Genomic DNA, 26,098 nt, shown 5'->3' on the forward strand with positions numbered 1-26,098 from the left:
CGCAACACGAGAAGAGCCCCCGGCCGATGGCCAGGGGCTCTCTCTTCGTGACACATGTCGCGACTCAGGTGAGACCTATGTCGCGACTCATCACAGTGCGCGCCCGGAGGGACTCGAACCCCCAACCTTCTGATCCGTAGTCAGATGCTCTATCCGTTGAGCTACGGGCGCTTGGCCGAACGGCCAGCGATCAGACTACCCGATCACTGGCCGTCGACGCGAATCGAGGCACGTCATGGACGCGCCCAGGCTCACAGGGGGCGGATGTTCGCAGCCTGCGGGCCCTTGTTGCCCTCAACGATCTCGAACTCGACTGCCTGAGCCTCTTCGAGGGTCTTGAAGCCGTTGGACTGGATCTGGCTGTAGTGAGCGAACAGATCCTTGCCGCCGTCGTCCGGAGCGATGAAGCCGAAGCCCTTGCCGGAGTCGAACCACTTGACGGTGCCGGTTGCCATATTTCCTTCAATCATGCTGTGCGGCCTGAGCCGCGCGAAAAGCGCAGAACAAGAATCGTCCTGCGCCACGGCAAGCGTAGCGGTCATCGCGTTCCGCCGCTGAGAAATCTCGCAGAGGGCCCCCGGCGCCGGCCGCCGCGGGCCTCAGCCGCAGCGCGTCAGCGCCGCCGAGGCGGCAGAGAGCGTCGGCTCGCCGCCGAGCACCACGAGCTGCTCCGGCTGGTACTGCTCGCGGATCATCGCGACGGTGTCGTCGGGCACGCAGAGCCGCCCGGCCAGCAGCAGCGGGCCCGCGCCCGCGGCGATCGCGGCGCCCGCGAGCGCGTCGGGGAAGTTCTGCCCCGAGGCGAGCAGCACGTTCGGCGAGCCCGCCAGACCGGCGGATGCGGCGAGCAGCCGGTTGGTCTCGTAGCGGTCGCTGCCGGCGATCCGCTCCGGCTCCGCGCCGACCACCTCGCGCAGCTGCGCCTCGACGTCGGCCGACACGCTGGGCTCGCCGCCCGCGACGACGGTCGACGCGATGCCGCTCTCCTCGAGGTAGGCGCGCACGCTCTCCGGCAGGCTCCCCGCCGGCGTCAGCAGCACCGGCGCATCCGCCGCGGCAGCGACCGGCGCGGCCGACAGCGCGTCGGGGAAGAGGCGTCCGGATGCGACGTAGGCGGTCGTCGCGTCCGGGAAGACCTCGCGCGCGATCATGACCGCCGTCTCGTAGCGGTTCGCTCCGGCCAGCCGCTCGACCGTCGCACCTGGCAGCGCGGCGGCGACCTGCGCCGCGACGTCGGGCGCGACCGAGTCCTGTGCACCCACGATGACCACCGCATCCGGCGTCAGCCGCTGCAGCTCATCGGCGACGACGTCCAGCAGCGCCGACTGCGGCGTCAGCAGCAGCGCGCTGCCCTCCTGGGCGGCTGCCGGCGCGAGCGCGAGTGCGTCGGGATAGCGCTCGCCGGTGGCGAGGTAGACGGTGTCGACCGCCGCGGGGTCGTTGTACGCGCGCGAGACCTCGACGGCCGTCTCGTAGCGGTTGGCGCCGGCGAGGCGCGCGGCCTCGATCGGCATCTCGACCGTGCGGCAGCCGAGCGACTCCGACTGGCCCGCCCCGAACGAGTCCTCGGCCCGCACGCAGACGCGGTGCACGGCGCCGGGCGTGCCCGGCACGGGCACCTCGAAGTCGTGGCCCTCGCGCCACTCCCCCGCACCCCACGGCCAGAGGCGAGCGCTCGCATCCACCGTCACCGACCGGGTGCCGTCGACGGTCACGGTCACGCTCGAGGCCAGGTCGCGCCGGGTGAAGTCGAACGCCCAGCCGGAGACGCGGATGGTGTCGGGGGCGGATGCGCCGACGTCGCGGAGCGCGCCCACGACGTCGTCGCGCGAGACCTCACCTCCGCTCGCGAGCCAGTCGTCGATCGAGGCGAAGCTGGGCGTCGTGCTGCCTTCGGGCATCGTGCCGAAGTTCGTGGTGCCGTACAGGTAGCGCCCGAAGGCGATGCCGACGCCCATCACCGAGTGACGCGGCCCCAGCATCATCGACCGGTGCGGCGGGGAGTCGATCCACTGCTGCACCAGCCCGGCGGCGTCGTCGCCGGTACGGGCGGCGATGATCTCGCCGCCGCCTGTCAGGCCCGGCGGGTAGAGCGTCCAGTGCTCCTGGCGGTGCACGAAGCTGCCGGTGGCGGCCATCTGGTCGCTCCAGCTCTGCGCGAGCGCGAAGAGGTCGGGCGCGAAGCGCAGCCTCGGCAGGCCGGCGGATGCCCGGTAGTCGTTGATGCCGTCGAAGACGGCCCGCACCTCGTCGAGGTGCTCGACCGGCACGACCTCGCCGGTGGGCAGCTGCACGGTGCCGGCGGCAGCGACCGGGGCCACGGTGGGCGCGGCAGCGATGCCGGTGACGGCGAGCGCGGCGGCGGCGGTGACGGCGAGCAGTCTGCGGAGCATGCGGCGTCCAATGCTGGTGCGGCAAGGGGCGACGGCGAACCGCCGCTCGGAGCGTATCCGGGCGCGCATGCCGGGCGCCAGCGACGCGGCGAGCCGCGCTGACGCCTCCGAGATCGACGATGCCCCTTCGTGGCGAGACGAAGGGGCATGCGTGGAGACGGAGGGATTTGAACCCTCGGTCCCCTATTGGGGACTCCACCTTAGCAGGGTGGTGCACTAGGCCGGACTATGCGACGTCTCCTCGGCCCGCCGTCAGGCAGGCCGACCGCAATGCTACCAAAGGGTGCGGATGCGCTTCGCCGCCGGGCGAGCGGGCCCGATCAGGCGAGCGACAGGAAGAGCTTCTCGAGCTCCTCCACCTGCGCGGTGTCGTCGCCCTCGGGATCGGTCAGGCACTCGCGGAGCGCGGTCGACACGACGAGGAAGCCCGCCCGGTCGACCGCCTTCGAGACCGCGGAGAGCTGCTGCACGATGTCGCGGCAGTGCGCCTCCTGCTCGACCGCCGCGATGACGGCACCGAGCTGCCCGTGGGCGCGGCGGAGCCGGTTGATGATCTTGCGCTGCGCCTCGGCATCGAGCCCGGCTGCCAGTTCGCTCGCCATGATGACCTGCTTCCTTCGTGGTGTTGACAACAAGGATACCCCTCGGGGTATCGTAGAGATATACCCCCCGGGGTATCAAGATCAGATCCACGAGAGGACCACACCATGTGCATGCGCATCACTTGCGACACCTGCGGCAAGCCGACCTGGGCCGGCTGCGGCCAGCACGTCGACGAGGCGCTGGCCGGCGTCGCGCAGGCCGACCGCTGCAGCTGCTGAACAGCGCAGACCACCACTGAGAGCGAGAGAAGGAGCACCATGCTGCTGGAACGCATCTACGACGAGGACCTCGCGCAGGCGAGCTACGTCATCGGCTGCCAGGCGAGCGGCGAGGCCGTCGTGGTCGACCCGCGCCGCGACATCCGCGTCTACCTGGAACTCGCGGAGCGCAAGGGCATGCGGATCGCCGCCGTGACCGAGACGCACATCCACGCCGACTACCTGTCGGGCACCCGCGAGCTCGCGGCCGCCACCGGCGCCACGATGTTCGTCTCCGACGAGGGCGGGCCCGACTGGACCTACGGCGACGGCTTCGACGACGCCGTGCGCATGAAGGACGGCCACCGCATCCGCCTCGGCAACATCACCGTCGAGGCCGTGCACACGCCGGGCCACACGCCCGAGCATCTCTCCTTCCTCGTGACCGACGGCGCGCAGGCGGACGAGCCCGGCTTCATGCTGACCGGCGACTTCGTCTTCGTCGGCGACCTGGGCCGCCCGGACCTGCTCGACGAGGCCGCCGGCGGCGTCGACACCCGCTTCCAGGGAGCGAAGGACCTCTTCGCGAGCCTCCGCGACCGCTTCCTCACGCTGCCCGACTACGTGCAGGTGCTGCCCGCGCACGGCGCCGGCAGCGCGTGCGGCAAGGCGCTCGGCGCGATCCCCGCGTCGACCGTCGGCTACGAGCGCGCGTTCTCGTGGTGGAGCACGTACCTGCGGAACGACGACGAGCAGGGCTTCATCGACGACCTGCTCGGCGGCCAGCCGGATGCGCACGCCTATTTCGCGCGCATGAAGACCGAGAACCGCGTCGGCCCGGCGCTGCTCGAGGGCACCGGCGAGCTGCGCGAGTACACCGCGGCAGAACTGACCGCGGCCCTCGGAGCCGATGAGGCGATCTTCGTCGACAGCCGCGACCACCACGCGGTGCACGAAGGCACGGTGCCTCGCTCGCTGAACGTGCCGGGCATCGCGAAGGCCGCGAGCTACGGCGCGTGGGTCTACGACCCGCAGACCGAGGAGCGCCCGCTCGTGCTGCTCGCCGCCGACGCCGAGGAGGCCGCCGAGCTGCGCGACCACCTGGTGCGCGTGGGCATCGACCGGGTCGCCGGCTACGTGACGAGCCTCGAGGGGCTCGAGCTCGTCGAGCCGAAGCTCGTCTCGCCCGACGCGCTCGGCGACTTCCCGCACGTGCTGCTGCTCGACGTGCGCAACCGCACCGAGCACGCCGACGGCAGCATCCCGGGCTCCGAGCACCTGAGCGGCGGCCGCGCCCTGTGGCACACCGACGAGCTGCCCGCCGAGGGCACGATCGTCACGTACTGCCAGAGCGGCGTGCGCAACAGCGTCGTCGCGAGCGCGCTGCGGCGCGAGGGCTTCGACGTGGCCGAGCTCGACGGCTCGTACCAGGGCTGGGTGTCGGTCGCGGGCAACGAGCCCGTGCTCGCCGGCGCGGCGGCGTGAGGCAGCGGCATGGCTGACATCACCGTGCACGACGTGCAGCGCCGCCTCGGCGGCGACGCGCAGCTGGTCGACGTCCGCGAGGACGCCGAGGTCGCCGCGGGGATGATCCCCGGCGCCCGCCACATCCCGCTGGGCGACCTGCCGTACCGCTTCGACGAGCTCGACAAGGCGCGCCCGGTCATCGCGATCTGCCGCTCCGGCAACCGCTCGGGCCGCGCCGCGATGTTCCTCGAGGACGCCGGCTTCGCCGTCGACAACATGCAGGGCGGGATGCTCGCATGGGTCGAGGCGGACCTCCCGATGGCCCGATGACGACGGCCGGCCCGGCAGATGCCCCTCGCATCGGGCGGCACCTGCCGGGCTACGCCGTGCCCGTCGTCGACGAGCGCGCCGTGCGCGCCGCCGCCGGCCTGCTGCTGCTCGCCGGCGGCATCGCCTTCGGGCTCGCTGCGGCGACCGGCTCGCAGGCGCCGCTCCAGCCGTTCGGCGTGCTCTTCATGCTCGACATGCTGCTGCGCGTGACGGTGAGCGACCGCTGGTCGCCGACCTTGCGGCTCGGCGCCCTCATCGTGCGCCGCCAGCAGCCCGAGTGGGTCGGCGCTCCCCAGAAGGCGTTCGCGTGGTGGCTGGGCCTCGGGCTCGCCACCGTCTCCTGCGCCGCGATGGGCGTGCTCGGCGCCCCGCTCTGGGTCACCCTCGCGCTCTGCGCCCTCTGCCTCGGCATGCTCTTCGCCGAGACCGCCTTCGGCATCTGCGTCGGCTGCGCCCTCCAGCGCGCCTTCGGCACGACGCCGCCCCAGCACTGCCCCGGCGGCGTCTGCGCCGCATCCTGAACCGCTTCCCCCGCACCCTCCCCACCACCGAAGGAACCACCATGGCCACCAAGCCCCGCACCATCGCATCGCTCGTCGCCGTGCTCGCCGTCGCCGTCTCGGCCGTCGGCTGCGCCAGTGCCGCCGAGCCCACCGCATCCGCCCCCCTCGCCGCCGACACGATCGTGCTCGACGTGCGCACGCCCGAGGAGTTCGCCGGCGGCCACCTCGAGGGCGCCGAGCTGCGCGACGTCAGCAGCGGCGAGCTCGCCGCGGCGCTGCCCGAGATGGACCCGGACGCCGCCTACCTCGTCTACTGCCGCTCGGGCAGCCGCGCCGCGCAGGCCGAGGCCCTCATGGAGCAGGCCGGCTTCGACGACGTGACGAACCTCGGCTCGCTCGACCAGGCGGCGGCCGCCACCGGCCTCCCGATCGTCCAGCCCTAGCGGAAAAATACCCCAGGGGGTATACTCGAACCATGAGCACTCACGAGATCACCGCACAGAACCTCGAGGCCGCGATCACCGGCAACGACATCGTGCTGCTGGACTTCTGGGCCGGCTGGTGCGGCCCCTGCCGCATGTTCGCGCCCATCTTCGAGCAGGCGGCGACCAAGCACCCCGACATCCACTTCGGGAAGGTCGACACCGAGGCCCAGCAGGACCTCGCCGCCGGCTTCCGCATCACCTCCATCCCGACGCTGATGGCGTTCCGCGAGGGCGTCCTCGTCTTCTCGCAGCCCGGCGCGCTCGGCGCTCCGCAGCTCGACTCGGTCATCGAGGCCGTGCGCGGGCTCGACATGGACGACGTGCGTCGTCAGATCGCCGAGCAGCGCGCCTCGCAGCCCGCGTCATGACCGACGGCCGTCGCCCGGCGCGAGCTCGCGCCTGCGGCGCCGGCCGCGGCGAGCGCATCGCGCAGGCCCTCGTGGGCCTGCTGCTCGCCGCCTTCGCGCTCGACAGCCTCGACCAGCCCCTGCTGGCCGGGGCTGTCGGCGCGTTCGCGGCGCTCGTGCTCGTCGGCGCGGTGCGGGGCTGGTGCCCCGGCTCGCTGCCGATGCTCCTCGCCGCCCGTCGCGCGGAGCGCCCCAACAGCCACGGCATCCCCGAGGCGCGCCAGGACCTGCTGGGCTGAGCCTGCTGAGCCGCCTCAGCCGCCGAACGGCACCACGCACGACTCCTGCGACGCGTCCTGGCCGATGACGCCGTCGAGCTCGTCGGTGGGCGTCGGGGTCGGGGTCGCGCCCGGCTCGAGCGTCTCGGTCGGCGCCGCCGTCTCGGTGGCCTCGGGCTCGGCCGTCGCGGTCGCGTCCGGGCCGTCGGTCGGCGCCGGCGTCTCGTCGGTCGACCCGACGCCGAGCGAGTCCTCGCCGAGCTCGATCGGCTGCTCGAGGCGGATGCGCCGCATGAGCTCGTCGGCGCGCTCCTCGTCGGGCACCACGCGCACCCCCTCGGGCACGTTCGGGTAGAGCACGAACTGCATCGTCTCGAGCGGGATGTCGGCGAGCACCCGCGCCATCGACACCATCGTGCCGACGTCGCCCAGGCCCGACGAGAGGGTCATGTTCTCGATCGCCACCTGCGAGATCGCGTACAGCCGCGTCACGTCCGTCAGCACCGCATCCGACTGGAGCGTGCGCACGAGCGACGACAGGAACACCTGCTGCGACGAGATGCGCGCGAGGTCGGAGCCGTCGCCGACGCCGTGCCGCGAGCGGAGGAACGCGAGCGCCTGCTCGCCCTCCAGCTCGTGCACGCCGGCCTCCGGGATCTGCAGGCCCGTCCACGGGTCGTCGATCGGGCCGGCGAAGCACACGGGCACGCCGCCCACGGCGCTCGACATCGAGATGACGCCCTGGAACGTGATCATCGCGGCGTACGGCACCTCGATGCCCGTGAGGTCGGTGACGACCTCGGCCACGCACGAGAGCCCGCCGCGGTTGAGGGCCTGGTTGAACTGCACGCCGTCGGCCGCCGGGGCGACCTCGCCCGTCTCCGGGTCCTCGCACGCCGGGAAGTCGACCACGAGGTCGCGCGGGAACGAGACCACCCGCGCGAGGCTGTGGTCGTCGCTCACGTGCAGCAGCATCGTGACGTCGTTGAGGCGCTGCCCGTCGTACGCGCCCTCGCCGAACTCGGCGCCCTGGCCCTCGCGCTGGTCGGAGCCGACGAGCAGGATCGTGAACCCGCCCTCGTAGGGCGCGAACCCGGCCTGCGCGGGCGGCACGTCGCCGCCGAGGTCGACGGTGGCGATGCCCGTGGTCAGCCGCAGCAGCGAGATGCCGGCGACGCCGACGACGGCGACGAGCACGACGGCCATGCCGAGGCCGAGCCAGCGCAGCACGTGCGCGAGGCCGGAGTGCCGGCGCAGGCGGCCGTGCCGGGGCGCCATCGCCGAGGTGTCGACGACCGAGCCGGTGCGCTCGTCTGCCATGGCCTGCCCCTCTCGTGCGTCGTGCTGTCGGCGGTGCGGAGGGCGTGGGATTCGAACCCACGAGGCATCGCTGCCCACCGGTTTTCAAGACCGGCTCCATCGGCCGCTCGGACAGCCCTCCCGATGCTCCCTCCGCGGCTGGGATGCGGCGGGGCTTCGGACGAGTCTACGGCCGGAGCGGATGCGCCGCCTACCGGCGGGCTGTCGGGATCCTGTGGGTGCGGGGCCGGCCCCGCCGCGCCATCGCGGCCTCAGGCCCGGACGAGCAGCCCCTCGAGCACGAGCGCCAGGCCGTCGCCCTGCACGTCGGCGGTGACCTCGGTCGCCGCGGCCTTCACCTCATCGGGCGCCTGGCCCATCGCCACGGCCCTGCCGCCGCCCTCGGCGACCCACTCGAACATCTCGATGTCGTTGCGGCCGTCGCCGACGACGACGATGCGGTCGCGCGGGATGCCGAGGTCCTCGGCGACGTGCGCGAGCCCCGTCGCCTTGTTGACGCCCTCCGGCGCGATGTCGAGCCACGACGAGTAGCCGATCGCGTAGGAGACCTTGTGCAGGCCCATCCCCTCGACGATCTCGAGGAACTCGTCGACCTCGTGGTCGGGGCTCATCACGACGACGCGCAGCGCCGGCACCTCGAGCAGGTCCTCGAACTCGACGCGCTCGGCGACGTCGAGGTTCCAGTCGACCATGCCGTCGGTGTAGCGGCGGTGGCCCGTGGCGTCCTCGACCATGAAGGAGCCGGTCGGCAGCCCCTGCGCGATGGTGCGGAGGGCGTCGGACGGGTCGAAGGTCTCGACGTGCACCGGCTCGTAGACATCGCCGCGGCGCGCGAGCACGAGCGCGCCGTTCGCCGACACGAGGTGGCTCGGCTCGATGCCGAGCCGCACCGCCGTCGACTCGGTGGTCGCCTGCGAGCGGCCCGTGGCCAGCACGACGACGTGACCGGCCTCGACGACGCGGCGCACCGCATCCGCCACCCTCGGCGAGAGCGAGTCGTCCTCGTGCACGACGGTGCCGTCGATGTCGAGGCCGATCAGCAGCGGCTCCATCAGGCGCTCGCGCCGACCGGCTCGATGACGTCCATGCCGCCCAGGTAGGGCTGCAGCGCGGCGGGCACGCGCACCGAGCCGTCGGCCTGCTGGTGCGTCTCGAGGATCGCGACGAGCCAGCGCGTGGTCGCGGCGGTGCCGTTGAGCGTCGCGGCGGGCGCCGTGCGGCCGGTCTCGGTGCGGTAGCGGGTACCGAGGCGGCGCGCCTGGAAGGTCGTGCAGTTCGAGGTGGAGGTGAGCTCGCGGTACTGCTGCTGCGACGGGATCCACGCCTCGATGTCGAACTTGCGGGCGGCGGAGGAGCCGAGGTCGCCGGCCGCGACGTCGATGACGCGGTAGTCGAGCTCGCACGCCTGCAGCATGCGCTCCTGCAGCGCGCGCATGCGGTCGTGCTCCGCCTCGGCCTCGTCGGGCTTCACGTACGAGAACATCTCGAGCTTGTTGAACTGGTGCACGCGCAGGATGCCGCGGGTGTCGCGGCCCGCCGAGCCCGCCTCGCGGCGGTAGCAGGTCGACCAGCCGGCGTAGCGCTTCGGCTGCTCGAGGTCGACGATCTCGTCGGCGTGGAAGCCTGCGAGCGCCACCTCGCTCGTGCCCGTGAGGTAGAGGTCGTCGGCGGGCAGGTGGTAGACCTCGTCGGCGTGCTCGCCGAGGAAGCCGGTGCCGCGCATGATCTCGGGCCGCACGAGCGTCGGCGTCGTGAGCGGCGTGAAGCCGTCGGCGAGCACCTGGTCGAGGCCCATGAGCATGATCGCCAGCTCGAGCCGCATGCCGATGCCGGTCAGGTAGTAGAAGCGGCTGCCCGCGACCTTCGCGCCGCGCACGATGTCGAAGGCCTGGAGGCTCTCGCCCAGCTCGACGTGGTCGCGCGCCTCGAAGTCGAACGCGCGCTCCTCGCCGTGCGTCGAGAGCGTGACGAAGTTGGCCTCCTCGCCGGCGGGCACGTCGGGGTGCACCAGGTTCCCGAGCCGAGACACGGCGGCGTCGAAGGCCGCCTCAGCCTCGGTGACGCGCGCCTGCGCCTCCTTGACGCCCGCGGCGAGCGCCTTGCCCTGCTCGATGAGCGCCGGCCGGTCCTCCTTGGCGGCGGCGCCGACGAGCTTGCCGTGCGCATTCTGCTCGGCGCGCTGCCGCTCGAACTCGGTGATGGCGGCGCGGCGGGCGCGCTCGGCCTCGAGCGCCTCGTCGACGTACGACACCGGGTCGCCGCGGCGCTCCTGGCTGGCCTTGACGAGGTCGGGCTGCTCGCGCAGCAGCTGGGGATCGATCACGCCCCAAGTCTACGAGCGGCAGGTGAACGCCCCGACTGCTGCGGCCCAGCATCCGCGGGGTACTGTTCGAGCATGCGCGCAGGGATCGTCTACAACCCCATCAAGATCGACCGCGACGAGCTCGCGGTCCAGGTCGAGTCGGCGCAGCCGCTCGAGTGGTCGGAGCCCGTCTGGTTCGAGACCTCCGCCGACGACGCCGGCGAGGCCGCCGTGCGGTCGGCCCTCGACGCGGGCGTCGACCTGCTGCTCGTCGCCGGCGGCGACGGCACGGTGCGGGTCGCGGCCGACGCGGTGACGAGCGCGCACGTGCCGCTCGCGATCATCCCGGCCGGCACCGGCAACCTGCTGGCCCGCAACCTCGGCATCGACGTGACGAGCCTGAAGAACGCGGTCGTCAACGCCTTCGAGGGCGACGAGCGCGAGATCGACCTCGGCGAGCTCGAGATCGAGGCGCCCGACGGCACCCGCTCGAAGCACGCGTTCGCGGTGATGGTCGGCTTCGGCCTCGACGCCGAGATGATCGAGAAGACCGACGAGGAGCTGAAGAAGAAGGTCGGATGGCTCGCCTACGTCGACGCCGCGGGTCGCGTGATCTCGGGGCTCGACAAGGTGCGCGTGCAGGTGCGCCTCGACGGCGGCCGCACGACCCGCTCGACCGTCAACACGATGCTGATCGGCAACTGCGGCACGGTGACGAACGGCATCGTGGTGCTGCCCGACGCGGTCGTCGACGACGGCATGCTCGACATCGCGCTCATCCGCCCGCAGGGCGCGCGCGGCTGGCTGCAGGTCGCCGGCTACGTCGCCCGCAACAACCTGCTCGTCACGAAGCTGCTGCGCCGCACCGGGCACCTCGGGCGCCAGCGCACCGGCGCCGCGCTCGGCTACGGCCAGGCGAAGGAGACGCACGCGCGGCTCGAGGAGCCGCGCGCCGTGCAGGTCGACGGCGATGTGGTCGGCGACGCGATCGCGTTGCGCGCCGGCGTCCGCGAGGACGCGCTCGTGGTGCGCGTGCCGCACCGCCGCTCGCACGAGGGCGTCGCGGTCTAGGGCTTCTGCACCGTGATGGTCCAGCTCGCGTCGCCGGTGCGCTCGAAGGCCGTCACGGGATAGCCCTCGTCGGCCGCCCAGCGCGGCAGCGAGTCGGTCGCCTGGGTGCAGTCGAAGTCGATGCGCAGCTCGTCGCCGGATGCGATGCCCGCGATGGCGCGCTTCGCCTCGACGAGCGGGAACGGGCACACCTGGCCCTCGGTCTCGAGCACGTGGACGGTCATGGTTCCTCCTGATGGTCGGTCGATGAGCGGTCGATCGACGCGGATGGTCGATCGATGCGGATGGTCGCGGGATGCGATGGCCGTCAGACGCCGACGGGCGTCGGTGCCGCGACCGTGCGCTCGGCGCGCCGGGCGCCGAACACGAAGCGCACGGCGATGCCGGTGCCGAGCAGCATGGCCGCGAACGAGACCCAGCCCTGCAGCGTGAAGGTGGCCGAGCCCACCATGGCGTTGCCGATGGTGCAGCCGCCCGCGATCGCGGCGCCGACGCCCATGAGGAGCCCGCCGCCGGTGGAGCGCAGCACGGTCTGCGCGTCGGGCACCCGCACGCGGAACTCGCCCGAGCCCTTCGCGGCGATGAACGAGCCGAGCAGGATGCCGAGCACGAGCATCACGCCCCAGTCGACGAGCTCGACGTCGCCCGTGACGAGGAAGGCGACGATGTCGGCGCTCGGGGTGGTGATGCCGAGGCCCGACTCGCGGCCGGTGGCCCACGAGAGGGGGAACGCGGCGATGCCGATGAGGCCGATCACGAGCGCCGTGGCGAACGCGTTCCAGGGCCGCTCGAAGAGGATGCGCGCGAGGCCCGTGCGCCGCGCCGGCAGCTGCACCGGCTTCGGCCGGGCGGCGTCCTTGCGGAGGTGGTGCCAGACGGCTGCGGCCGTGCCGGCGACCAGCAGGGCGACGAGGATCCACGGGCTGACGCCGAGCAGCTCGTGCACGGTGCCCACGGGCGCCGAGACGCCGCGCAGCGCCTCGACGACGGGTGCGCCGGGCCCGTGCTTCATGATGGCCGCCGCGAGCGCGTACCCGCCGAGCGCGATCCACGAGCCGATGAGGCCCTCGCCGGCCCGGTAGTAGGTGCCGGTGGCGCAGCCGCCGGCGTAGACGATCGCGAAGCCGAACACGAGCCCGCCGAGGATCGCCGCGAGCCAGGGGAAGGCGCCGCCGCCGAGCTCGATGACGCCCGCGGCATCGAGCGCGAAGGCGCCGACCGCCTGCACGGCGATGGTGACGAAGAAGGCGGTGAGCCAGCGCGACTGCCGCGCGAGCCACACGTCGCGGAAGGCGCCGGTGACGCAGAACCTCCCCCGCTGCAGGGCGAAGCCGAGGAGTGCGCCGAGCGCGAGACCGGTGAGGATCACGGTGAGCCTGTCTTCCTGTCGGGGGCGGTGGCCGTCGACAAAACCTAACGCAGGCTTATGGCTCCTATCGTCATATCGCGTAACAGAGCCGAGCGATCAGGCGTCCGGCTCCCCCGCGAGCAGCCCCCGCAGCCAGTCGCGCGCGTCCTCGAACGACGCGTTCGAGTAGCGGTGCTCGACCTCGATCCGCTGGCCGTCGGCCCGCGGGTACGAGCCCAGGAACGTCACCGACGGGCTGAAGCGCTTGAGGCCGAGCAGCGCATCCGCCACCCGCTCGTCGCGGATGTGGCCGTCGGCGTCCATCACGAAGCGGTAGCGCCCGAGCCGGTCGCCGATGGGCCGCGACTGGATGAGCGAGAGGTTGACCCCGCGGGTGGCGAACTGCTCGAGCATGTCGAGCAGCATGCCCGGCTCGTCGCTCGGCAGCTCGACCACGAGGCTCGTCTTGTCGGAGCCGGTCGGCTCGCCGGGCGCGCCCGCGCGGCCGACGAACAGGAAGCGCGTCACCGCATCCGGGTTGTCGCCGATCCGGTCGGCGAGCACGTCGAGGCCCTCGACCCAGTGGCCGATGGTGGGCGTCGAGAGCGCCGCCTGCGCGGTGCCGCTGCCGAGGTCGGCGGCCGCGGTCACGTTGGAGGCGGCGGGCAGGTGCGCGCGACCGGGCAGCTCGCGCTGCAGCCAGCCGGCGCACTGCGCCCACGCGACCGGGTGGGCGGCGATGACGCGGATGTCATCGAGCCGCGTGCCCGCGGGCGCGACGAGCGAGAAGTTCACGCTCACGACGTGCTCGGAGAGGATGCGGATGCCGGGGGTCGCGGCGAGCGCGTCCTGGGCGGCGGTGACGCCGCCCTCGATCGAGTTCTCGATCGCGATCATCGCCGCGTCGGAGCGGCCCTCGGAGACCGCGGCGAGCGCCTCTGCGACGTTCGCGACCGGCACCCGCTCGGCGTCCTCGAGGCCGGGGACCTGCTCGAGCGCCGCCTCGGTGAACGTGCCGCGGGGGCCGAGGAACGTGACGACGCGGGGCTGGATCATGGCTCCAGCCTAGGTCGCGGCGGCGCGACGTCAGGCGGCGGCGAGGGCGCGGATCGCGGCGAGCGTGCGCTCGACATCGGCCGGCTGCGTCGCCCACGACGACATCGAGCAGCGCAGCGCCGCGCGGCCGCGCCACTCGGCGCCCGTCACGACCGCGGTGCCCTCGGCGAGGATCGCGGCGCCGAGCGCCCGTGTCGCCTCGTCGGAGCCCATCCGGAACATGACCTGCGTGAACGGCACCTCGGCCACCACCTCGACGCCGTCGATCGCGTCGAGCCCCTCGGCCATCGTGAGCGCGTTGGCCCGCAGCCGGTCGACGAGCGCCGCGACTCCGGTGCGGCCGAGGCTGCGCAGCGCCGCCCAGGCGGGCACGCCGCGTGCGCGGCGCGAGAGCTCGGGCGTCACGTCCCACGGATCGAGGCCGGTGTAGACGAGGTAGTCGCCGCCGGTGCGGAAGGCGGCGATCGAGTCGGCCGGGTCGCGCACGATCGCCATGCCGCAGTCGTAGGGCACGTTGAGCGTCTTGTGCGCATCGGTCGCCCACGAGTCGGCATGCGCCATGCCCTCGGTGAGGTGCCGCAGCGCCGGGCTCGCCGCCGCCCACAGCCCGAAGGCGCCGTCGACGTGCACCCACGCCGCGTTGCGGTGCGCGATCGGGATGAGCGCGGCGAAGTCGTCGAAGGCGCCCGTGTGCACCTCGCCCGCCTGCAGGCAGACGATGAGCGGCCCCTCGCCGTGCTCGAGCGTGCGCTCGAGGGCATCCGGGCGCATCCGCCCCGCGTCGTCGGCATCGACGACGACGATCTCGCTGCGCCCGATGCCGAGGAAGCGCACTGCGCGGTCGATCGAGCCGTGGCGGTCGGCGCCGACGACGAGGCGGATCGCGGGGGCGCCGTGCAGCCCGAGGTCGGCCAGGTCCCAGCCCGCCCTCTCGAGCACGGCGTTGCGGCCGGCGGCGAGGCACGTGAAGTTGGCGACCTGGCCGCCCGTGACGAAGCCGACGCTCGCCGTCGCCGGCAGGCCGAAGAGGTCGAGCATCCACTGCCCCGCGACCCGCTCGAGCGCCACCGTCGCAGGGGTCAGCATCGCCGAGCCGGAGTTCTGGTCCCACGCCGACACGAGCCAGTCGGCCGCGAGCGCCGCCGGGAGCGTGCCGCCGATCACGAAGCCGAAGAAGCGGGGGCCCGGGATGCCGGCCAGGCCCGCGTCGGCGCCGCGCGCGAGCTCCTCCACGACCGCCGCCGGGTCGGCGCCCTCGTCTGACAGCGCTCCGCCGAAGACCTCGAGCATCTCGTCGAGGCTCGCGCGCGGCCACACCGGCCGCTCGTCGAGCGTGCCGAGGAATGCCGTCGCGCTGCGGTGCGCGGCGTCCAGAGCCCTCGCCCGGTCGTCCACGGCCACAGTGTGGCACCGGCCCCGGGCTGCGACAACGGGTGACATCCTGCCGCCGCGGCTCAGGCGCGCGGTGCTTGGATGGTGCCATGAGCAGAGCCGGCACCGTCGCCCAGCCCCACGACCTCATCGATGTCGCCGCCCTCGAGCGCGCGTACTACGAGCTGACGCCCGACGTGACGAACCCCGACCAGGCGGTCGCGTTCGGCACGAGCGGCCACCGCGGCAGCGCCCTCGACACCGCCTTCAACGAGGCGCACATCCTCGCGATCACCCAGGCGATCTGCGAGTACCGCGCGAGCCAGGGCATCACCGGGCCGCTCTTCATCGGCCGCGACACGCACGCGCTGTCGCTGCCGGCGGAGCGCTCCGCGCTCGAGGTGCTCGTCGCCAACGGCGTGCGGGTCATGGCGGATGCTCGCGGCTCGGTCACGCCGACCCCCGCGGTCTCGCGGGCGATCCTGGCGTACAACGCCGAGGCATCCGACGACGACCGCGCCGACGGCATCGTCGTGACCCCGTCGCACAACCCGCCGCGCGACGGCGGCTTCAAGTACAACCCGCCGCACGGCGGCCCGGCCGACTCCGACGCGACCGGGTGGATCGCGAAGCGCGCCAACGAGCTCATCGCCGCCGGCCTCGAGGGCGTGCAGCGCGTCGAGGTGACCGGCGGCAGCGACCACCGCGTCGAGCTCTACGACTTCCGCGAGGAGTACGTCTCGGCGCTCGGCCGGGTCATCGACTTCGAGGCGATCGCGGCCGCCGGTCTCCACATCGGCGCCGACCCGCTCGGCGGCGCGGCGGTCGACTACTACGGCGCCATCGCCGAGCGCTACGGCATCGACCTGACGGTGACGAACCCGGCCGTCGACCCGACGTGGTCGTTCATGACGCTCGACTGGGACGAGAAGATCCGCATGGACTGCTCGAGCCCGAGCGCGATGGCGTCGGTGCTCGCGCGGCGCGAGGAGTTCGACATCCTCACCGGCAACGACGCCGACGCCGACCGGCACGGCATCGTCACGCCCGACGGCGGGCTCATGAACCCCAACCACTTCCTCGCCGTCGCGATCGAGTACCTCTACGCGCACCGGCCGCACTGGCGCGCCGACGCCGCGATCGGCAAGACGCTCGTCTCCTCCTCGATGGTCGACCGGGTGGCCGAGTCGCTCGGGCGGCGGCTGTGGGAGGTGCCCGTCGGGTTCAAGTGGTTCGTGCCGGGGCTCGTCGACGGCTCGGTCGGCTTCGGCGGCGAGGAGAGCGCGGGCGCCTCGTTCCTGCAGATGGACGGCACCGTCTGGACGACCGACAAGGACGGCATCCTCTTGTGCCTGCTCGCGTCCGAGATCCGCGCGGTGACGGGCAGGAGCCCGTCGCAGCTCTACGCCGAGCTGACCGAGCGCTTCGGCGCGCCCGTGTACGAGCGGGTGGATGCGCCGGCGTCGCGCGAGCAGAAGGCGCGGCTGGGCAGGCTGACGGGCGACGCGGTCGCGGCGACCGAGCTCGCCGGCGACCCGATCGTCGCGAAGCTGACCGAGGCGCCCGGCAACGGCGCCGCGATCGGCGGGCTGAAGGTCGTCACCGAGCGCGCCTGGTTCGCCGCCCGCCCGTCGGGCACGGAGGACGTGTACAAGATCTACGCCGAGTCGTTCGCGGGCGAGGAGCACCTGCGGCAGGTGCAGGCGGAAGCGAAGCAGATCGTCGACGCGGCCCTCGCTGGATAGCGGACCCCACTCGCTGATCGAGTAGCGCGAAGCGCGTATCGAGATCTGGACCGCCGTCCGAGCGGTCGTCGTCTCGATACGACCGCTGCGCGGCCTGCTCGACGAGCGGAGGGAGCGACCCGCCGGGCCGGGTCAGGGCGCGAACGACTCCGTGACGATGCGCACGTCTGGACCGAGCACATCCGTCACGAGCTGCACGCCCGACTCGACCGTCAGCTCGTTGCGCCACGCCGAGCGCGTGATGGGCTCCGCCGCATCGACGAGCGGGTGCAGCTGCAGGTTGCGCCGGTTGACCCACGCGCCCGACTGGAACTGCGCGGGCGTCAGGTCGAAGTGCATGTAGAGCGGCACCGCCGCCGGGTCGACCACCTCGACCGGGCCGCCGGGCTCCCCGACGAGGTCGAACTGCGCGACCGCGCTCACGACGCGCGGCACGGCCATCTGCGTCGAGAGCGCGTTGCCGAGCGAGTAGTAGACGAACGCGCGGGTGCCGTCGGCGCGCTCGATCCACTCGGCCTCCTGCAGCACGTGCGGGTGCGTGCCGAGGATCACGTCGGCGCCGAGGTCGGCGAGCCGCTGCGCCTGCTCGCGCTGGCGGTCGCTGACGACCGCCGAGTACTCGTTGCCCCAGTGCACCGCGACCATCGTCGCGTCGGCGACCTGCTCGGCCTCGGCGAGCTGCTGCTCGACGAGCGGGTCGTCGAGCCAGGTGACGACGTGGTCGTTCGTGGGCGTGTTCGACAGGTCGACGAAGCTCAGGAACGCCACCGCGAGCCCGTCGACGTCGGCCACGGGCACCTCCGCCTGCTCCTCGGGGCTCCGGAAGCCGCCCGAGAAGAGCAGCGGGTCGAGCTCGTCCCACACGGCGCGCGTGCGGTCGACGCCCTCCTGGCCGCGGTCGAAGGTGTGGTTGTTGCCGAAGCCGATGACGTTGCAGCCGGCGTCGGCGATGCCCTCGGCGAACTCGCGCGGCGCGTTGAACGCCGGATAGTAGGTGAGCCCCAGCTCGACGCCCGCCGACGGCGCCTCCTGGTTGCAGTAGACGAGGTCGCTGTCGGCCCAGATCGGCCGCGCGGCGTCGAAGAACTGGCCGTAGTCGTAGCTGCCGTCGGGCTGCAGGGCGTCGGCGGTCACCGAGTCGTGCGGCAGCATGTCGCCCATCGCCGACACCGAGACGGTGGCGGGCTCGGGCGTGGGCGTCGGGGTGGCGGATGCCTCGGGCTGGGCCGCGGGGTCGGTCGCGGTCGCACCGGGGTCGGCTGTGGCGGGCTGGAACGCGCCCTGGCAGCCGGAGAGCAGCAGCGCGGACGCAGCGGCCACCGCGAGGAGCGGCCTCGGGAGTCGCGTGCGCGCCGTCGTCATGCGCTCAGGCTACGCGTCGGCGCATCCGGCTCGCGTCAGCCGACGCCGTAGGTGAGGAAGAGCGCGATCGCGAGGATGGCGATGATCAGCACCCACGAGACGGCGCTCGGCGCCTCGCCGCCGCTGCCGCGGTGCGGGCGCGAGGAGCCGCCCGTCGAGGGGCTCCAGTTCCAGGAGCTGCGCGAGCGCGAGCTCGACGATCGCCCCCAGGAGCCGCCGCCGAACGAGCCGCCGCCGCCCGAGCGCGACCCGCCCCCGAAGAAGCTGCGCGACCCACCGCCGAACCCTCCGCCGCCGCCGCTGCGGCCGATGCTGCGTCCTGCCTTCGCCATGGCGGCAGGCTACGTCGCTACCCTGCGAGCCGCCCGCATGCCCATCATCCGTAGTCCGGCGCGCTGCCGGCGCCGAAGTGCTCCTCGAGCGTGCGGGTGCCCCGCTCGTGCATCGCGACCGACACGTCGGTGCCGACGTAGCGCAGGTGCCAGGGCTCGTAGTGGTAGCCCGTGATGCCCTGCAGCCCGTCGGGGTAGCGCACCACGAACCCGAACCGCCACGACTCCGCGGCGACCCAGCGGCCCGCGGCGGTGCCGCCGAAGCAGACGTCGAGCCGGCACTGGCCGCTCGTGCCGACGACGTCGACGGCCAGGCCCGTCTGGTGCTCGCTGTGGCCCGGCCGGGCGCTCGTGCGGTCGGCGGCGGCCTGCCCGCTGCTCGCGACGTAGCCGTTGTAGAGCTCGGTCTGGCGCGCGAAGCTGCGGTACGACGAGAAGACGTGCAGCCCCTCCCCCAGCTCGGCGCGCATCGCGGCGTCGAGCTCGCGCAGGGCCGCATCGACCTCGGGCCGCACCCACTCGCCGCCGCCGTCGACGTCGCGCGAGATCGAGACCGCGACGACCTCCGGCACGTAGTCCTGCGGCTGCAGGGGCCGGCGCTTGTTGACGAGCACCTGCAGGCTCGACGCGCTCCCGTCGGCCTGCGGCGGCGGCGGCTCCTGCGTCGCCGAGGGGCTCGGCGTCACGGTCGGGGCGGCCTCCGGCGTCGGCGGGACGCTCGGGCTCGGCGAGGGCGTCGGCGTCGGCGTCGGCGTCGGCGTCGGCGTCGGGGCGACGGATGCGCTCGGCGAGGCGGGCGCCGAGGCCGTCGGTGCCGGGTCGGCCGGCTCGCCGCAGCCGCTCAGGACCAGCGCCGCCGTCACCGCCACCACCACGCTCGCTCGCCGCACGCATCCATCGTGCCATCCGTGGCGCCGGGCTGGCGCCCACGCAGACCATTCGCTAGACTAACGATCTTCCCCACACGCGAATCCTTGAGAGCAGGACCCTCATGTCGCAGCGCGAGTCGCGCTCCGTCGAGGGCGCCGACGCGCCCGACGCACCCCTGATGACCCACCGCCAGATCATGCTCGTGCTGGCCGGCCTCATGATCGCGATGTTCCTGTCGTCGCTCTCGCAGACCGTCGTCGGCACCTCGATGCGCACGATCGCCGACGACCTGCAGGGCCTCGACCTGCAGGTGTGGGTCGTGACCGCGTTCCTCATCGTCTCGACGATCGTCACGCCCATCTACGGCAAGCTCAGCGACATCTTCGGCCGCAGGCCGCTCTTCCTCATCGCGATCGTGCTGTTCCTGCTCGGCTCGATCCTGTCGTCGTTCGCGCAGGACATGATCCAGCTCGCGGCGTTCCGCGCGATCCAGGGCCTCGGCGCCGGCGGCCTCATGTCGCTGCCGCTCACGATCATGGCCGACGTGCTGAGCCCCCGCGAGCGCGCCAAGTACCAGGGCTACTTCCTCGCCGTCTTCGGCGTCTCGTCGATCCTCGGGCCGCTCATCGGCGGCGTGCTCGCCGGCGCCGACCGCATCCTCTTCCTCGAGGGCTGGCGCTGGGTGTTCCTCGTCAACCTGCCGATCGGCGTCGCCGCGCTCACGATGGTCTGGCGATTCCTGCACCTGCCCGCCCACCACGAGCGCGTGCGCATCGACTGGTGGGGCGCGGCGCTGCTCGCCATCGGCGTCGTGCCGCTGCTGCTCGTGGCCGAGCAGGGCCGGGAGTGGGGATGGGCGTCGCCCGCCGCGATCGCCTGCTACGTCGTCGGCGTGCTCGGCATCGTGGCGTTCATCGCCGTCGAGCGCCGCATGGGCGATGCCGCGCTCATCCCGCTGCACCTGTTCGGCAGCAGCACCTTCTCGATGGCGACCGTGCTCGGCGTCTTCACCGGCTTCGGCATGTTCGCGGGCATGATGATGATCCCGTTCGTGCTGCAGATCGTGCACGGCATGAACCCGACCGAGGCGGGCCTCGCCACGCTCCCGATGATCCTGGGCCTCATGATCGCGTCGATCGCCTCCGGGCAGATCGTCGCCCGCACGGGCCGCTACCGCTTCTTCCCGGTCGTGGGGCTCGCGATCATGGCCGTCGCCTACGGCGTGCTCGTCACGCTGCGCTTCGACAGCCCGCTGTGGGTGCTGCTGCTCGGCCAGCTGCTGCTCGGCCTCGGCCTCGGCCAGCTCATGCAGACGCTCACGATCGCGAGCCAGAACGCCGTGCAGCCGAAGGACATGGGCGTCGCGACGAGCGCCGCCACGTTCTTCCGCCAGCTCGGCGGCACGGCCGGCGTCGCGGTGGTCTTCTCGATGCTGTTCGCGCGCCTGCCCGAGACGCTGCAGACCGCGTTCGGCCGCCAGGACCTCCGCACCGACCTGGCCGCGGCGATGCAGGATCCCGCGGTGCTCGCCGACCCGGGCAACGAGCGCATCCTCGACGTGCTGCAGCACCCCGAGCGCATCGGCGGCGCGCTCAACGAGGACTCCTCGTTCCTCAACACCGCCGACCCGCGGCTCGCCGCGCCGTTCCTCGACGGCTTCTCCAACGCCACGAGCGGGCCCTTCTGGGTGGCGCTCGCCGTAGTCGGAGTGGCGCTCGTGCTGTCGTTCTTCTTCAAGGCGCCGCCGCTGCGCCAGAAGTCGGCGATGGAGGAGGCGATGGCCGAGCGCGCCGCCCAGGCGCAGCTCGAGGCGGATGCGTCGGCCCCCGGATCGGTCGCCCCGCCCGTCACGACGTCGTCGATCCCGGTCGTGCGCCCGGCCCGACGCATCCTGAGCAGGCTCCCAGGCTCGCCGCCTACGTTGTACCCCGGAGCCGCTCAGACCGGGCGGACTCCCACCGATCAAGGAGGTTGAGATGGGTCTCGACGACAAGATCTCGAACGCAGCCAAGGAAGCAGTCGGCAACGCCAAGGAGGGCATCGGCGACGCGACCGACAACGAGCGCCTCGAGGCGCAGGGTCAGCACGACCAGAACGTCGCGAACGCCAAGCAGGCGGGCGAGCACGTGAAGGACGCCGGCGACGACGTCAAGGACACGTTCCGCTGAGCCGACCGGCTCGAACCGCAGAGGGCGGGGCGCTTCGGCGCCCCGCCCTCTGCCGTGCTCGGGGTGCGCCGCTCAGTAGTTCAGCTGCTCCAGTGCGGTCGCCTCGGCCTCGACGCCGAAGTCGCGCGCCTGCGCCTGGATCTTCTGTGCGCGGGCGAGGCGCGGCAGGTCGCTGCCGTCGGTGATCTTCCCGCCCGACTCCTCGAAGGCGCGCACGAACGCGTGCGCCCACGCGACGTCCTCCGGGCTCGGGGCGAGGCCCGCGTTGATCGCGGCGGCCTGCGTGTGCGTGAGGCAGAGCTTGCCCGACATGCCCATCTCCTTCGCGAGCCTCGTGCCGTCGGCCAGCGCATCCGTCGACAGCGTCGGGCCGTCGATGGGCGCCGGCAGGCGAGCCGCGCGCGAGGCGATCACGAGCTGCGAGCGCGCGTAGGCGAGCGCGATCGGGTCGTCGCCGGTGGCGGTGTCGCGCTTGAAGTCGCCGGTGCCGAACGCGAGGCGGAAGGTCGCGGGCGCGTTCGCGATGCGCTCGACGTGCAGCACGCCGCGGGCCGTCTCGACGAGCGCGAGGATGCGCGTGCCCTCGGGCAGGCGGTCGGCCGTGTCGTCGACGTGGCTCGCCGACTCGGTCTTCGCGAGCATGATGCCCTCGAGCCCCTCGACGTCCTTGAGCGCGGCGCAGTCGGTGCTCCAGAACTCGCTCGCGGCGTCGTTGATGCGCACCCACGCGCGGTGGCCGGTCGAGAGCCACTCGACGGTGTCGGCGCGGGCCTGCGCCTTGTCCTTGGCCGCCACCGCGTCCTCGATGTCGATGATGATCGCGTCGGCGTCGCTGGCCTGCGCGATCTCGAAGAGCTCGGGCTTCGAGGCGGGCACGAGCAGCCAGGAGCGGGCGATCAGGGGCGAGATGTCGGTTCTGGGCACGTGCTCCAGGGTATCGAAGCGGGATGCGCGGGCCGGGCCGGGCGCCGCGCGGCGGTCGGCGGGGGCATCGCCGGCCCCGCGGGCTACGCTCGCGCCATGTCGCTGATGACCTTCACCCCGCTCGCCGTGCTCAGCATCATCGCCGGCGTGCTGCTGCTCGTCGTCGGCGCCCTCCTGCTCGTGCGCGGCTCGCGGCGCCGCGACGACTCGTCGTCGCGGCCGCTGCTCGCCTTCGGCGTCACCGCGCTCGTGCTGGGCACCTCGCTCACGGTGCCGGCGCTCCTGTGGCTCGTCATGGGGCTCGTCGTCACGACGTAGCCCTCAGCCCGCGCGGCCCCGCAGCCGATCGATCTCGCGGCGCTCGCGGCTCGACGGCCGCCCCGCGCCCTTCGCGCGGCGCGGCACCTGCGCCGCGTCGATCGCCGTGGGCCGCTCCGGCGAGCGGTCGTCGATCGCGGCGGCAGCGAGCGGCGCGCTCACCCGCTTCGACAGCAGCTGCTGCACGCCGACCACGCGGTCGAAGCCCGAGATGCGCACCCGCACCTCGTCGCCGATCCGCACGGGCTGCGCCGCCTTCGCGGCCTGGCCGTTGAGCTTCACGTGCCCGCCGCGGCAGGCCGCGGTCGCCGCCGCGCGCGTCTTGACGAGCCGCACCGCCCAGATCCAGACGTCGAGCCGCACGCGCTCGCTCATGCCGCCGCCAGCACCTCGAGCACGGCCTCGCCGTAGCGCTCGAGCTTCGACTCGCCCACGCCCGAGACGGTCGACAGCTCGACGAGGCTCGTGGGGCGCCGCTCGGCGATGGCCGCGAGCGTGCGGTCGTTGAAGACGACGTAGGCGGGCACCGCCTGCTCCTTCGCCGTCGTCGCGCGCCACGCGCGCAGCGCCCGGAAGCGGCCCTGGTCGGCGTCGTCGAGCTGCGTGGTGCTGGCCGAGCGCCTGGCCGCCTTCGGGGGTGCCTTCGCCTCGTGCCGCAGGCGCACCTGCCGGTCGCCCGCGAGCACCGCCGCCGACGCATCCGTCAGCGCCAGCACGCCGTACTCCCCCTGCACCTGCAGCAGGCCCTGCGCGAGCAGCTGCCGCACGATGCCGCGCCACTGCGTCGCCGGCAGGTCGCCGCCGATGCCGTAGGTGGCGAGCTGGTCGTGCCCGAGGCGGCGGATGCGCTCGGTCTCGGCCCCGACGAGGATGTCGACCAGGTGGCCGGCGCCGAACGACTGCCGGCGCTCGCGCTGCAGCCGCACGACGGTCGAGAGCAGCTTCTGCGCCGGCACCGTGCCGTCGTAGGAGTCGGGCGGGGTGAGGCACGTGTCGCAGTTGCCGCACGGCTCGCTCGGCTCGCCGAAGTAGCCGAGCAGCTGCTGGCGGCGGCACTCGACCGTCTCGCAGAGCGCGAGCATCGCGTCGAGGTGCAGCGTCTGGTTGCGCTTGCGCTGGGCGTCGCCGTCGCCGTCGGCGATCATGCGGCGCTGCTGCACGACGTCCTGCAGCCCGTAGGCGAGCCAGGCGGTCGACGGCTCCCCGTCGCGGCCGGCTCGGCCGGTCTCCTGGTAGTAGCCCTCGACCGACTTGGGCAGGTCGAGGTGGGCGACGAAGCGCACGTCGGGCTTGTCGATGCCCATGCCGAAGGCGATGGTCGCGACCATCACCACGCCGTCGTCGCGCAGGAAGCGCTGCTGGTTGCGGGCGCGCACGGCGCCGTCGAGGCCCGCGTGGTACGGCAGCGCGTCGACGCCCTGCGCGCGTAGCCACTCGGCCGTGCCCTCGACCGACTTGCGGGAGAGGCAGTAGACGATGCCGGCGGCGCCCGGGTGCTCGTCGCGGATGATGCGCAGCAGCTGCGCCTTGGCGTCCTGCTTGGGGGCGATGCGGTACTGGATGTTGGGCCGGTCGAAGCTCGAGACGAAGACCCGCGCGTCGCGCAGCCCGAGCCGCTCGACGATCTCGGCGCGCGTCTCGGCGGTGGCCGTCGCGGTGAGCGCGACGCGCGGCACGTCGGGCCAGCGCTCGCCGAGCACCGACAGCTGCAGGTAGTCGGGCCGGAAGTCGTGGCCCCACTGGCTGACGCAGTGGGCCTCGTCGATCGCGAAGAGCGCGATGGGGGCCGCGTCGAGCAGGCTCTGCGCCACCGGCAGCCGCTCGGGCGCGAGGTAGAGCATGTCGAGCTCGCCCGCGAGCAGCCGCCGCTCGACGTCGCGCCGCTCGTCGATCGACTGCGTGGAGTTGAGGAACGCGGCACGCACGCCCAGCTGCTCGAGCGCGTCGACCTGGTCGTGCATGAGGGCGATGAGCGGGCTGATGACGACGCCCGTGCCCTCGCGCACGAGCGAGGGGATCTGGTAGCAGAGGCTCTTGCCGCCGCCCGTGGGCATGAGCACGACCACGTCGCGGCCGGCGACGACCTCGTCGATGACCTCGGCCTGCTGCCCGCGGAACGCGTCGTAGCCCCACACGCGCGTGAGCGCCTCGAGCGGGGTGGCGGCCTTCGCGGTCGCGGCGACGCCGGGCGCGCGCGCCGGCGCGGGAGCGCGGCGCACCGCGGTGCGCGTGCCGCCGGGCCCGCTCGAGGGTGCGTCGTCGTCCGACGGCGGCACCCAGCCGTCGTCGGGCTCGCCCCACGAGTCCCAGGGCTCGGGTGCGTCGTCGTCGCTGGGCGGGGCCCAGCCGTCGTGCGTCGCGTCCGTCACGCGTCCCCCTTCGCGGCCGTCACGCATCCACCCTAGGTGCGACCGCCCACGCGCGCCCGACGCGGGCGGGATGCTGGGGATTAGCGGCGGCGCGCGAGCCACTCCTCGAAGGTGACGGTGCCCTTGCGCTGCTCCGAGAGGTTGGCGCCCGAGCGCAGGTAGTCGACCATCGACGGCGGGAACGGGCCGTTGACGATGAGGCCTCGCGCGCCCGTCGCCGCCTGCCAGGCCCTCGCCAGGTCGCGCGAGACCCGCACCTGCGGCCCCGCGATCTCGAGCATCCGCTCGCCCGAGGGCTCGAGCGCCTCGTCGGCGACGAGGTCGGCGACCTCGCTCACCGCCACCGGCTGCAGGCGGCCGCCGAGCACCACCGGGATCGCGCCGAGCGCCGAGCCCGCCTCGAAGAAGTCGACCGACCACTCGTGGAACTGCGCGGCGCGCACGATGGTCACGTCGAGCGACGAGCCGAGGTAGGTGAGCTCCTGCTCGCGCTTGCGGCGGTGGTACGACAGCTTCGAGCGGTCGACGCCGATGATCGAGAGCACCACCGCGCGCCGCACGCCGGCGCGCTCGGCCGCCGCGACGAGGTTGCGCGCGCCGATCGTGAAGGGCTTCAGGTCGAGCGGGTTGCGCGAGTTCGCGGCGTCGACGACCACGTCGGCGCCCGCGAGCGCCTCGTCGAGCCCCTCGCCCGTGACGATGTCGGCCTTGACGCCGGGCGCTCCCGCGATCGCCTTGCCCGAGCGCGACATCGGCACCGCCTGGGCACCGCGCCTGCCGAGCGCCCGCACGATCGCCGAGCCCGCATTCCCCGAACCACCGACGACCACGACGCGCATGCCCTCACGCTAGGCCAGCGGCCGCACAGCGCAAGCCCGACGGGGCGCGGATGCGGCAGACGGCCCGGATCGCGGGGATCCGGGCCGCCTGCGGGCGCTG

At 73.2% G+C, this 26,098-nt stretch carries 28 protein-coding genes and 3 tRNA genes; 11 read left to right on the top strand and 20 right to left on the bottom strand.

Annotation, left to right across the window (positions count from 1 at the left end; genetic code table 11):
* Positions 1 to 98: 98 nt before the first annotated feature.
* The 5 genes from J2X49_RS12450 to J2X49_RS12470 all read right to left on the bottom strand — a co-directional run bounded on the left by J2X49_RS12450 (position 99) and on the right by J2X49_RS12470 (position 2,995).
* Positions 99 to 171, bottom strand: a tRNA-Arg gene (locus J2X49_RS12450).
* Between the two features lie 80 nt (positions 172 to 251).
* Positions 252 to 455 (bottom strand): cold-shock protein, encoded by a 204-nt coding sequence (locus tag J2X49_RS12455; protein ID WP_092666090.1) that lies wholly within the window; start codon positions 453 to 455, stop codon positions 252 to 254.
* A 144-nt stretch (positions 456 to 599) separates the two neighbouring features.
* Positions 600 to 2,393, bottom strand: a complete 1,794-nt coding sequence (locus J2X49_RS12460; RefSeq protein ID WP_310126854.1) for a cell wall-binding repeat-containing protein — start codon at positions 2,391 to 2,393, stop codon at positions 600 to 602.
* A 152-nt stretch (positions 2,394 to 2,545) separates the two neighbouring features.
* Positions 2,546 to 2,634, bottom strand: a tRNA-Ser gene (locus J2X49_RS12465).
* Between the two features lie 79 nt (positions 2,635 to 2,713).
* Positions 2,714 to 2,995 (bottom strand): metal-sensitive transcriptional regulator, encoded by a 282-nt coding sequence (locus J2X49_RS12470; RefSeq protein WP_146355116.1) that lies wholly within the window; start codon positions 2,993 to 2,995, stop codon positions 2,714 to 2,716.
* A 258-nt stretch (positions 2,996 to 3,253) separates the two neighbouring features.
* Here J2X49_RS12470 and J2X49_RS12475 point away from each other — a divergent pair, with 258 nt between their 5' ends.
* From J2X49_RS12475 to J2X49_RS12500, 6 genes are read left to right on the top strand one after another with little or no spacing between them, the layout of a single operon-like run.
* On the top strand, positions 3,254 to 4,678 hold the full coding sequence (locus tag J2X49_RS12475; protein WP_128189803.1) for a rhodanese-like domain-containing protein: 1,425 nt from the start codon (positions 3,254 to 3,256) through the stop codon (positions 4,676 to 4,678).
* Between the two features lie 9 nt (positions 4,679 to 4,687).
* Positions 4,688 to 4,990 (top strand): rhodanese-like domain-containing protein, encoded by a 303-nt coding sequence (locus J2X49_RS12480; RefSeq protein ID WP_128189804.1) that lies wholly within the window; start codon positions 4,688 to 4,690, stop codon positions 4,988 to 4,990.
* The gene (locus J2X49_RS12485) at positions 4,987 to 5,511 is read left to right on the top strand and encodes a DUF4395 domain-containing protein (protein ID WP_310126859.1); all 525 of its coding nucleotides are present in this window, start codon (positions 4,987 to 4,989) and stop codon (positions 5,509 to 5,511) included. Before J2X49_RS12480 ends, J2X49_RS12485 begins: the two co-directional genes overlap by 4 nt.
* A gap of 41 nt (positions 5,512 to 5,552) precedes the next feature.
* Complete coding sequence (locus J2X49_RS12490; protein WP_310126863.1) at positions 5,553 to 5,936, top strand: rhodanese-like domain-containing protein; 384 nt, start codon at positions 5,553 to 5,555, stop codon at positions 5,934 to 5,936.
* A 32-nt stretch (positions 5,937 to 5,968) separates the two neighbouring features.
* Positions 5,969 to 6,346 carry a thioredoxin gene (gene trxA / locus J2X49_RS12495; protein ID WP_128189806.1) on the top strand — a complete coding sequence of 126 codons (378 nt, stop codon included), beginning with the start codon at positions 5,969 to 5,971 and terminating at the stop codon, positions 6,344 to 6,346.
* Positions 6,343 to 6,624, top strand: a complete 282-nt coding sequence (locus J2X49_RS12500; RefSeq protein WP_310126867.1) for a hypothetical protein — start codon at positions 6,343 to 6,345, stop codon at positions 6,622 to 6,624. The genes trxA and J2X49_RS12500 overlap by 4 nt, the downstream gene beginning before the upstream one ends.
* Positions 6,625 to 6,639: 15 nt before the next feature.
* Here the strand turns inward: J2X49_RS12500 and J2X49_RS12505 are convergent, their stop codons facing one another.
* From J2X49_RS12505 to serS, 4 genes are all read right to left on the bottom strand, one after another.
* Entirely contained in the window at positions 6,640 to 7,923 is a 1,284-nt protein-coding gene (locus tag J2X49_RS12505) for an LCP family protein (RefSeq protein ID WP_310126869.1), read from the bottom strand.
* A gap of 36 nt (positions 7,924 to 7,959) precedes the next feature.
* Positions 7,960 to 8,044, bottom strand: a tRNA-Ser gene (locus J2X49_RS12510).
* Positions 8,045 to 8,174: 130 nt separating this feature from the next.
* Complete coding sequence (locus J2X49_RS12515; RefSeq protein WP_246992393.1) at positions 8,175 to 8,975, bottom strand: HAD family hydrolase; 801 nt, start codon at positions 8,973 to 8,975, stop codon at positions 8,175 to 8,177.
* Entirely contained in the window at positions 8,975 to 10,246 is a 1,272-nt protein-coding gene (serS, locus tag J2X49_RS12520; RefSeq protein WP_246992395.1) for a serine--tRNA ligase, read from the bottom strand. The genes J2X49_RS12515 and serS overlap by 1 nt, the downstream gene beginning before the upstream one ends.
* A gap of 72 nt (positions 10,247 to 10,318) precedes the next feature.
* Here serS and J2X49_RS12525 point away from each other — a divergent pair, with 72 nt between their 5' ends.
* Positions 10,319 to 11,296, top strand: a complete 978-nt coding sequence (locus tag J2X49_RS12525) for a diacylglycerol kinase family protein (protein ID WP_246992397.1) — start codon at positions 10,319 to 10,321, stop codon at positions 11,294 to 11,296.
* Here the strand turns inward: J2X49_RS12525 and J2X49_RS12530 are convergent.
* The 4 genes from J2X49_RS12530 to J2X49_RS12545 all read right to left on the bottom strand — a co-directional run bounded on the left by J2X49_RS12530 (position 11,293) and on the right by J2X49_RS12545 (position 15,095).
* On the bottom strand, positions 11,293 to 11,520 hold the full coding sequence (locus J2X49_RS12530) for a sulfurtransferase TusA family protein (RefSeq protein ID WP_128189812.1): 228 nt from the start codon (positions 11,518 to 11,520) through the stop codon (positions 11,293 to 11,295). The genes J2X49_RS12525 and J2X49_RS12530 overlap by 4 nt on opposite strands.
* Positions 11,521 to 11,603: 83 nt before the next feature.
* Positions 11,604 to 12,665 (bottom strand): YeeE/YedE family protein, encoded by a 1,062-nt coding sequence (locus J2X49_RS12535; protein WP_310126876.1) that lies wholly within the window; start codon positions 12,663 to 12,665, stop codon positions 11,604 to 11,606.
* A gap of 96 nt (positions 12,666 to 12,761) precedes the next feature.
* Complete coding sequence (pheA, locus tag J2X49_RS12540) at positions 12,762 to 13,700, bottom strand: prephenate dehydratase (protein WP_310126879.1); 939 nt, start codon at positions 13,698 to 13,700, stop codon at positions 12,762 to 12,764.
* 30 nt (positions 13,701 to 13,730) lie between these two features.
* Positions 13,731 to 15,095, bottom strand: a complete 1,365-nt coding sequence (locus tag J2X49_RS12545; RefSeq protein ID WP_310126882.1) for an aminotransferase class V-fold PLP-dependent enzyme — start codon at positions 15,093 to 15,095, stop codon at positions 13,731 to 13,733.
* Between the two features lie 86 nt (positions 15,096 to 15,181).
* Between J2X49_RS12545 and pgm the strand changes: the two genes are divergently transcribed.
* Complete coding sequence (gene pgm / locus J2X49_RS12550; RefSeq protein WP_310126884.1) at positions 15,182 to 16,816, top strand: phosphoglucomutase (alpha-D-glucose-1,6-bisphosphate-dependent); 1,635 nt, start codon at positions 15,182 to 15,184, stop codon at positions 16,814 to 16,816.
* 132 nt (positions 16,817 to 16,948) lie between these two features.
* Here the strand turns inward: pgm and J2X49_RS12555 are convergent, their stop codons facing one another.
* From J2X49_RS12555 to J2X49_RS12565, 3 genes are read right to left on the bottom strand one after another with little or no spacing between them, the layout of a single operon-like run.
* On the bottom strand, positions 16,949 to 18,178 hold the full coding sequence (locus tag J2X49_RS12555) for a CapA family protein (protein ID WP_310126886.1): 1,230 nt from the start codon (positions 18,176 to 18,178) through the stop codon (positions 16,949 to 16,951).
* Between the two features lie 35 nt (positions 18,179 to 18,213).
* Positions 18,214 to 18,510 (bottom strand): hypothetical protein, encoded by a 297-nt coding sequence (locus J2X49_RS12560; protein ID WP_192575823.1) that lies wholly within the window; start codon positions 18,508 to 18,510, stop codon positions 18,214 to 18,216.
* A gap of 44 nt (positions 18,511 to 18,554) precedes the next feature.
* Positions 18,555 to 19,400, bottom strand: coding sequence for a M15 family metallopeptidase (locus J2X49_RS12565; RefSeq protein WP_310126889.1), 846 nt, complete (start codon positions 19,398 to 19,400; stop codon positions 18,555 to 18,557).
* A 101-nt stretch (positions 19,401 to 19,501) separates the two neighbouring features.
* Here J2X49_RS12565 and J2X49_RS12570 point away from each other — a divergent pair, with 101 nt between their 5' ends.
* Together J2X49_RS12570 and J2X49_RS12575 are read left to right on the top strand one after the other, a co-directional pair.
* Positions 19,502 to 21,355 (top strand): MDR family MFS transporter, encoded by a 1,854-nt coding sequence (locus J2X49_RS12570; protein WP_310126892.1) that lies wholly within the window; start codon positions 19,502 to 19,504, stop codon positions 21,353 to 21,355.
* Position 21,356: 1 nt separating this feature from the next.
* Positions 21,357 to 21,548, top strand: a complete 192-nt coding sequence (locus J2X49_RS12575) for a CsbD family protein (RefSeq protein ID WP_128189819.1) — start codon at positions 21,357 to 21,359, stop codon at positions 21,546 to 21,548.
* 72 nt (positions 21,549 to 21,620) lie between these two features.
* Here J2X49_RS12575 and J2X49_RS12580 read toward each other — a convergent pair whose 3' ends face one another.
* Entirely contained in the window at positions 21,621 to 22,472 is an 852-nt protein-coding gene (locus tag J2X49_RS12580) for a CoA ester lyase (protein WP_310126896.1), read from the bottom strand.
* Between the two features lie 96 nt (positions 22,473 to 22,568).
* Between J2X49_RS12580 and J2X49_RS12585 the strand changes: the two genes are divergently transcribed.
* On the top strand, positions 22,569 to 22,790 hold the full coding sequence (locus J2X49_RS12585) for a DUF308 domain-containing protein (protein ID WP_128189821.1): 222 nt from the start codon (positions 22,569 to 22,571) through the stop codon (positions 22,788 to 22,790).
* A 3-nt stretch (positions 22,791 to 22,793) separates the two neighbouring features.
* Here J2X49_RS12585 and J2X49_RS12590 read toward each other — a convergent pair whose 3' ends face one another.
* The 3 genes from J2X49_RS12590 to J2X49_RS12600 are packed head-to-tail and all read right to left on the bottom strand — an operon-like array spanning position 22,794 to position 25,998.
* Positions 22,794 to 23,165 (bottom strand): S4 domain-containing protein, encoded by a 372-nt coding sequence (locus J2X49_RS12590; RefSeq protein ID WP_310126900.1) that lies wholly within the window; start codon positions 23,163 to 23,165, stop codon positions 22,794 to 22,796.
* Positions 23,162 to 25,186, bottom strand: a complete 2,025-nt coding sequence (gene recQ / locus J2X49_RS12595; RefSeq protein ID WP_396131385.1) for a DNA helicase RecQ — start codon at positions 25,184 to 25,186, stop codon at positions 23,162 to 23,164. The genes J2X49_RS12590 and recQ overlap by 4 nt, the downstream gene beginning before the upstream one ends.
* Before the next feature lie 53 nt (positions 25,187 to 25,239).
* Positions 25,240 to 25,998: an NAD(P)H-binding protein gene (locus J2X49_RS12600; protein WP_310126905.1), complete on the bottom strand. Its 759-nt coding sequence runs from the start codon at positions 25,996 to 25,998 to the stop codon at positions 25,240 to 25,242.
* Between the last annotated feature and the right edge of the window lie 100 nt (positions 25,999 to 26,098).

The organism is Agrococcus sp. BE272 (genome assembly GCF_031457935.1).
Classification (GTDB): Bacteria; Actinomycetota; Actinomycetes; order Actinomycetales; family Microbacteriaceae; genus Agrococcus; species Agrococcus sediminis.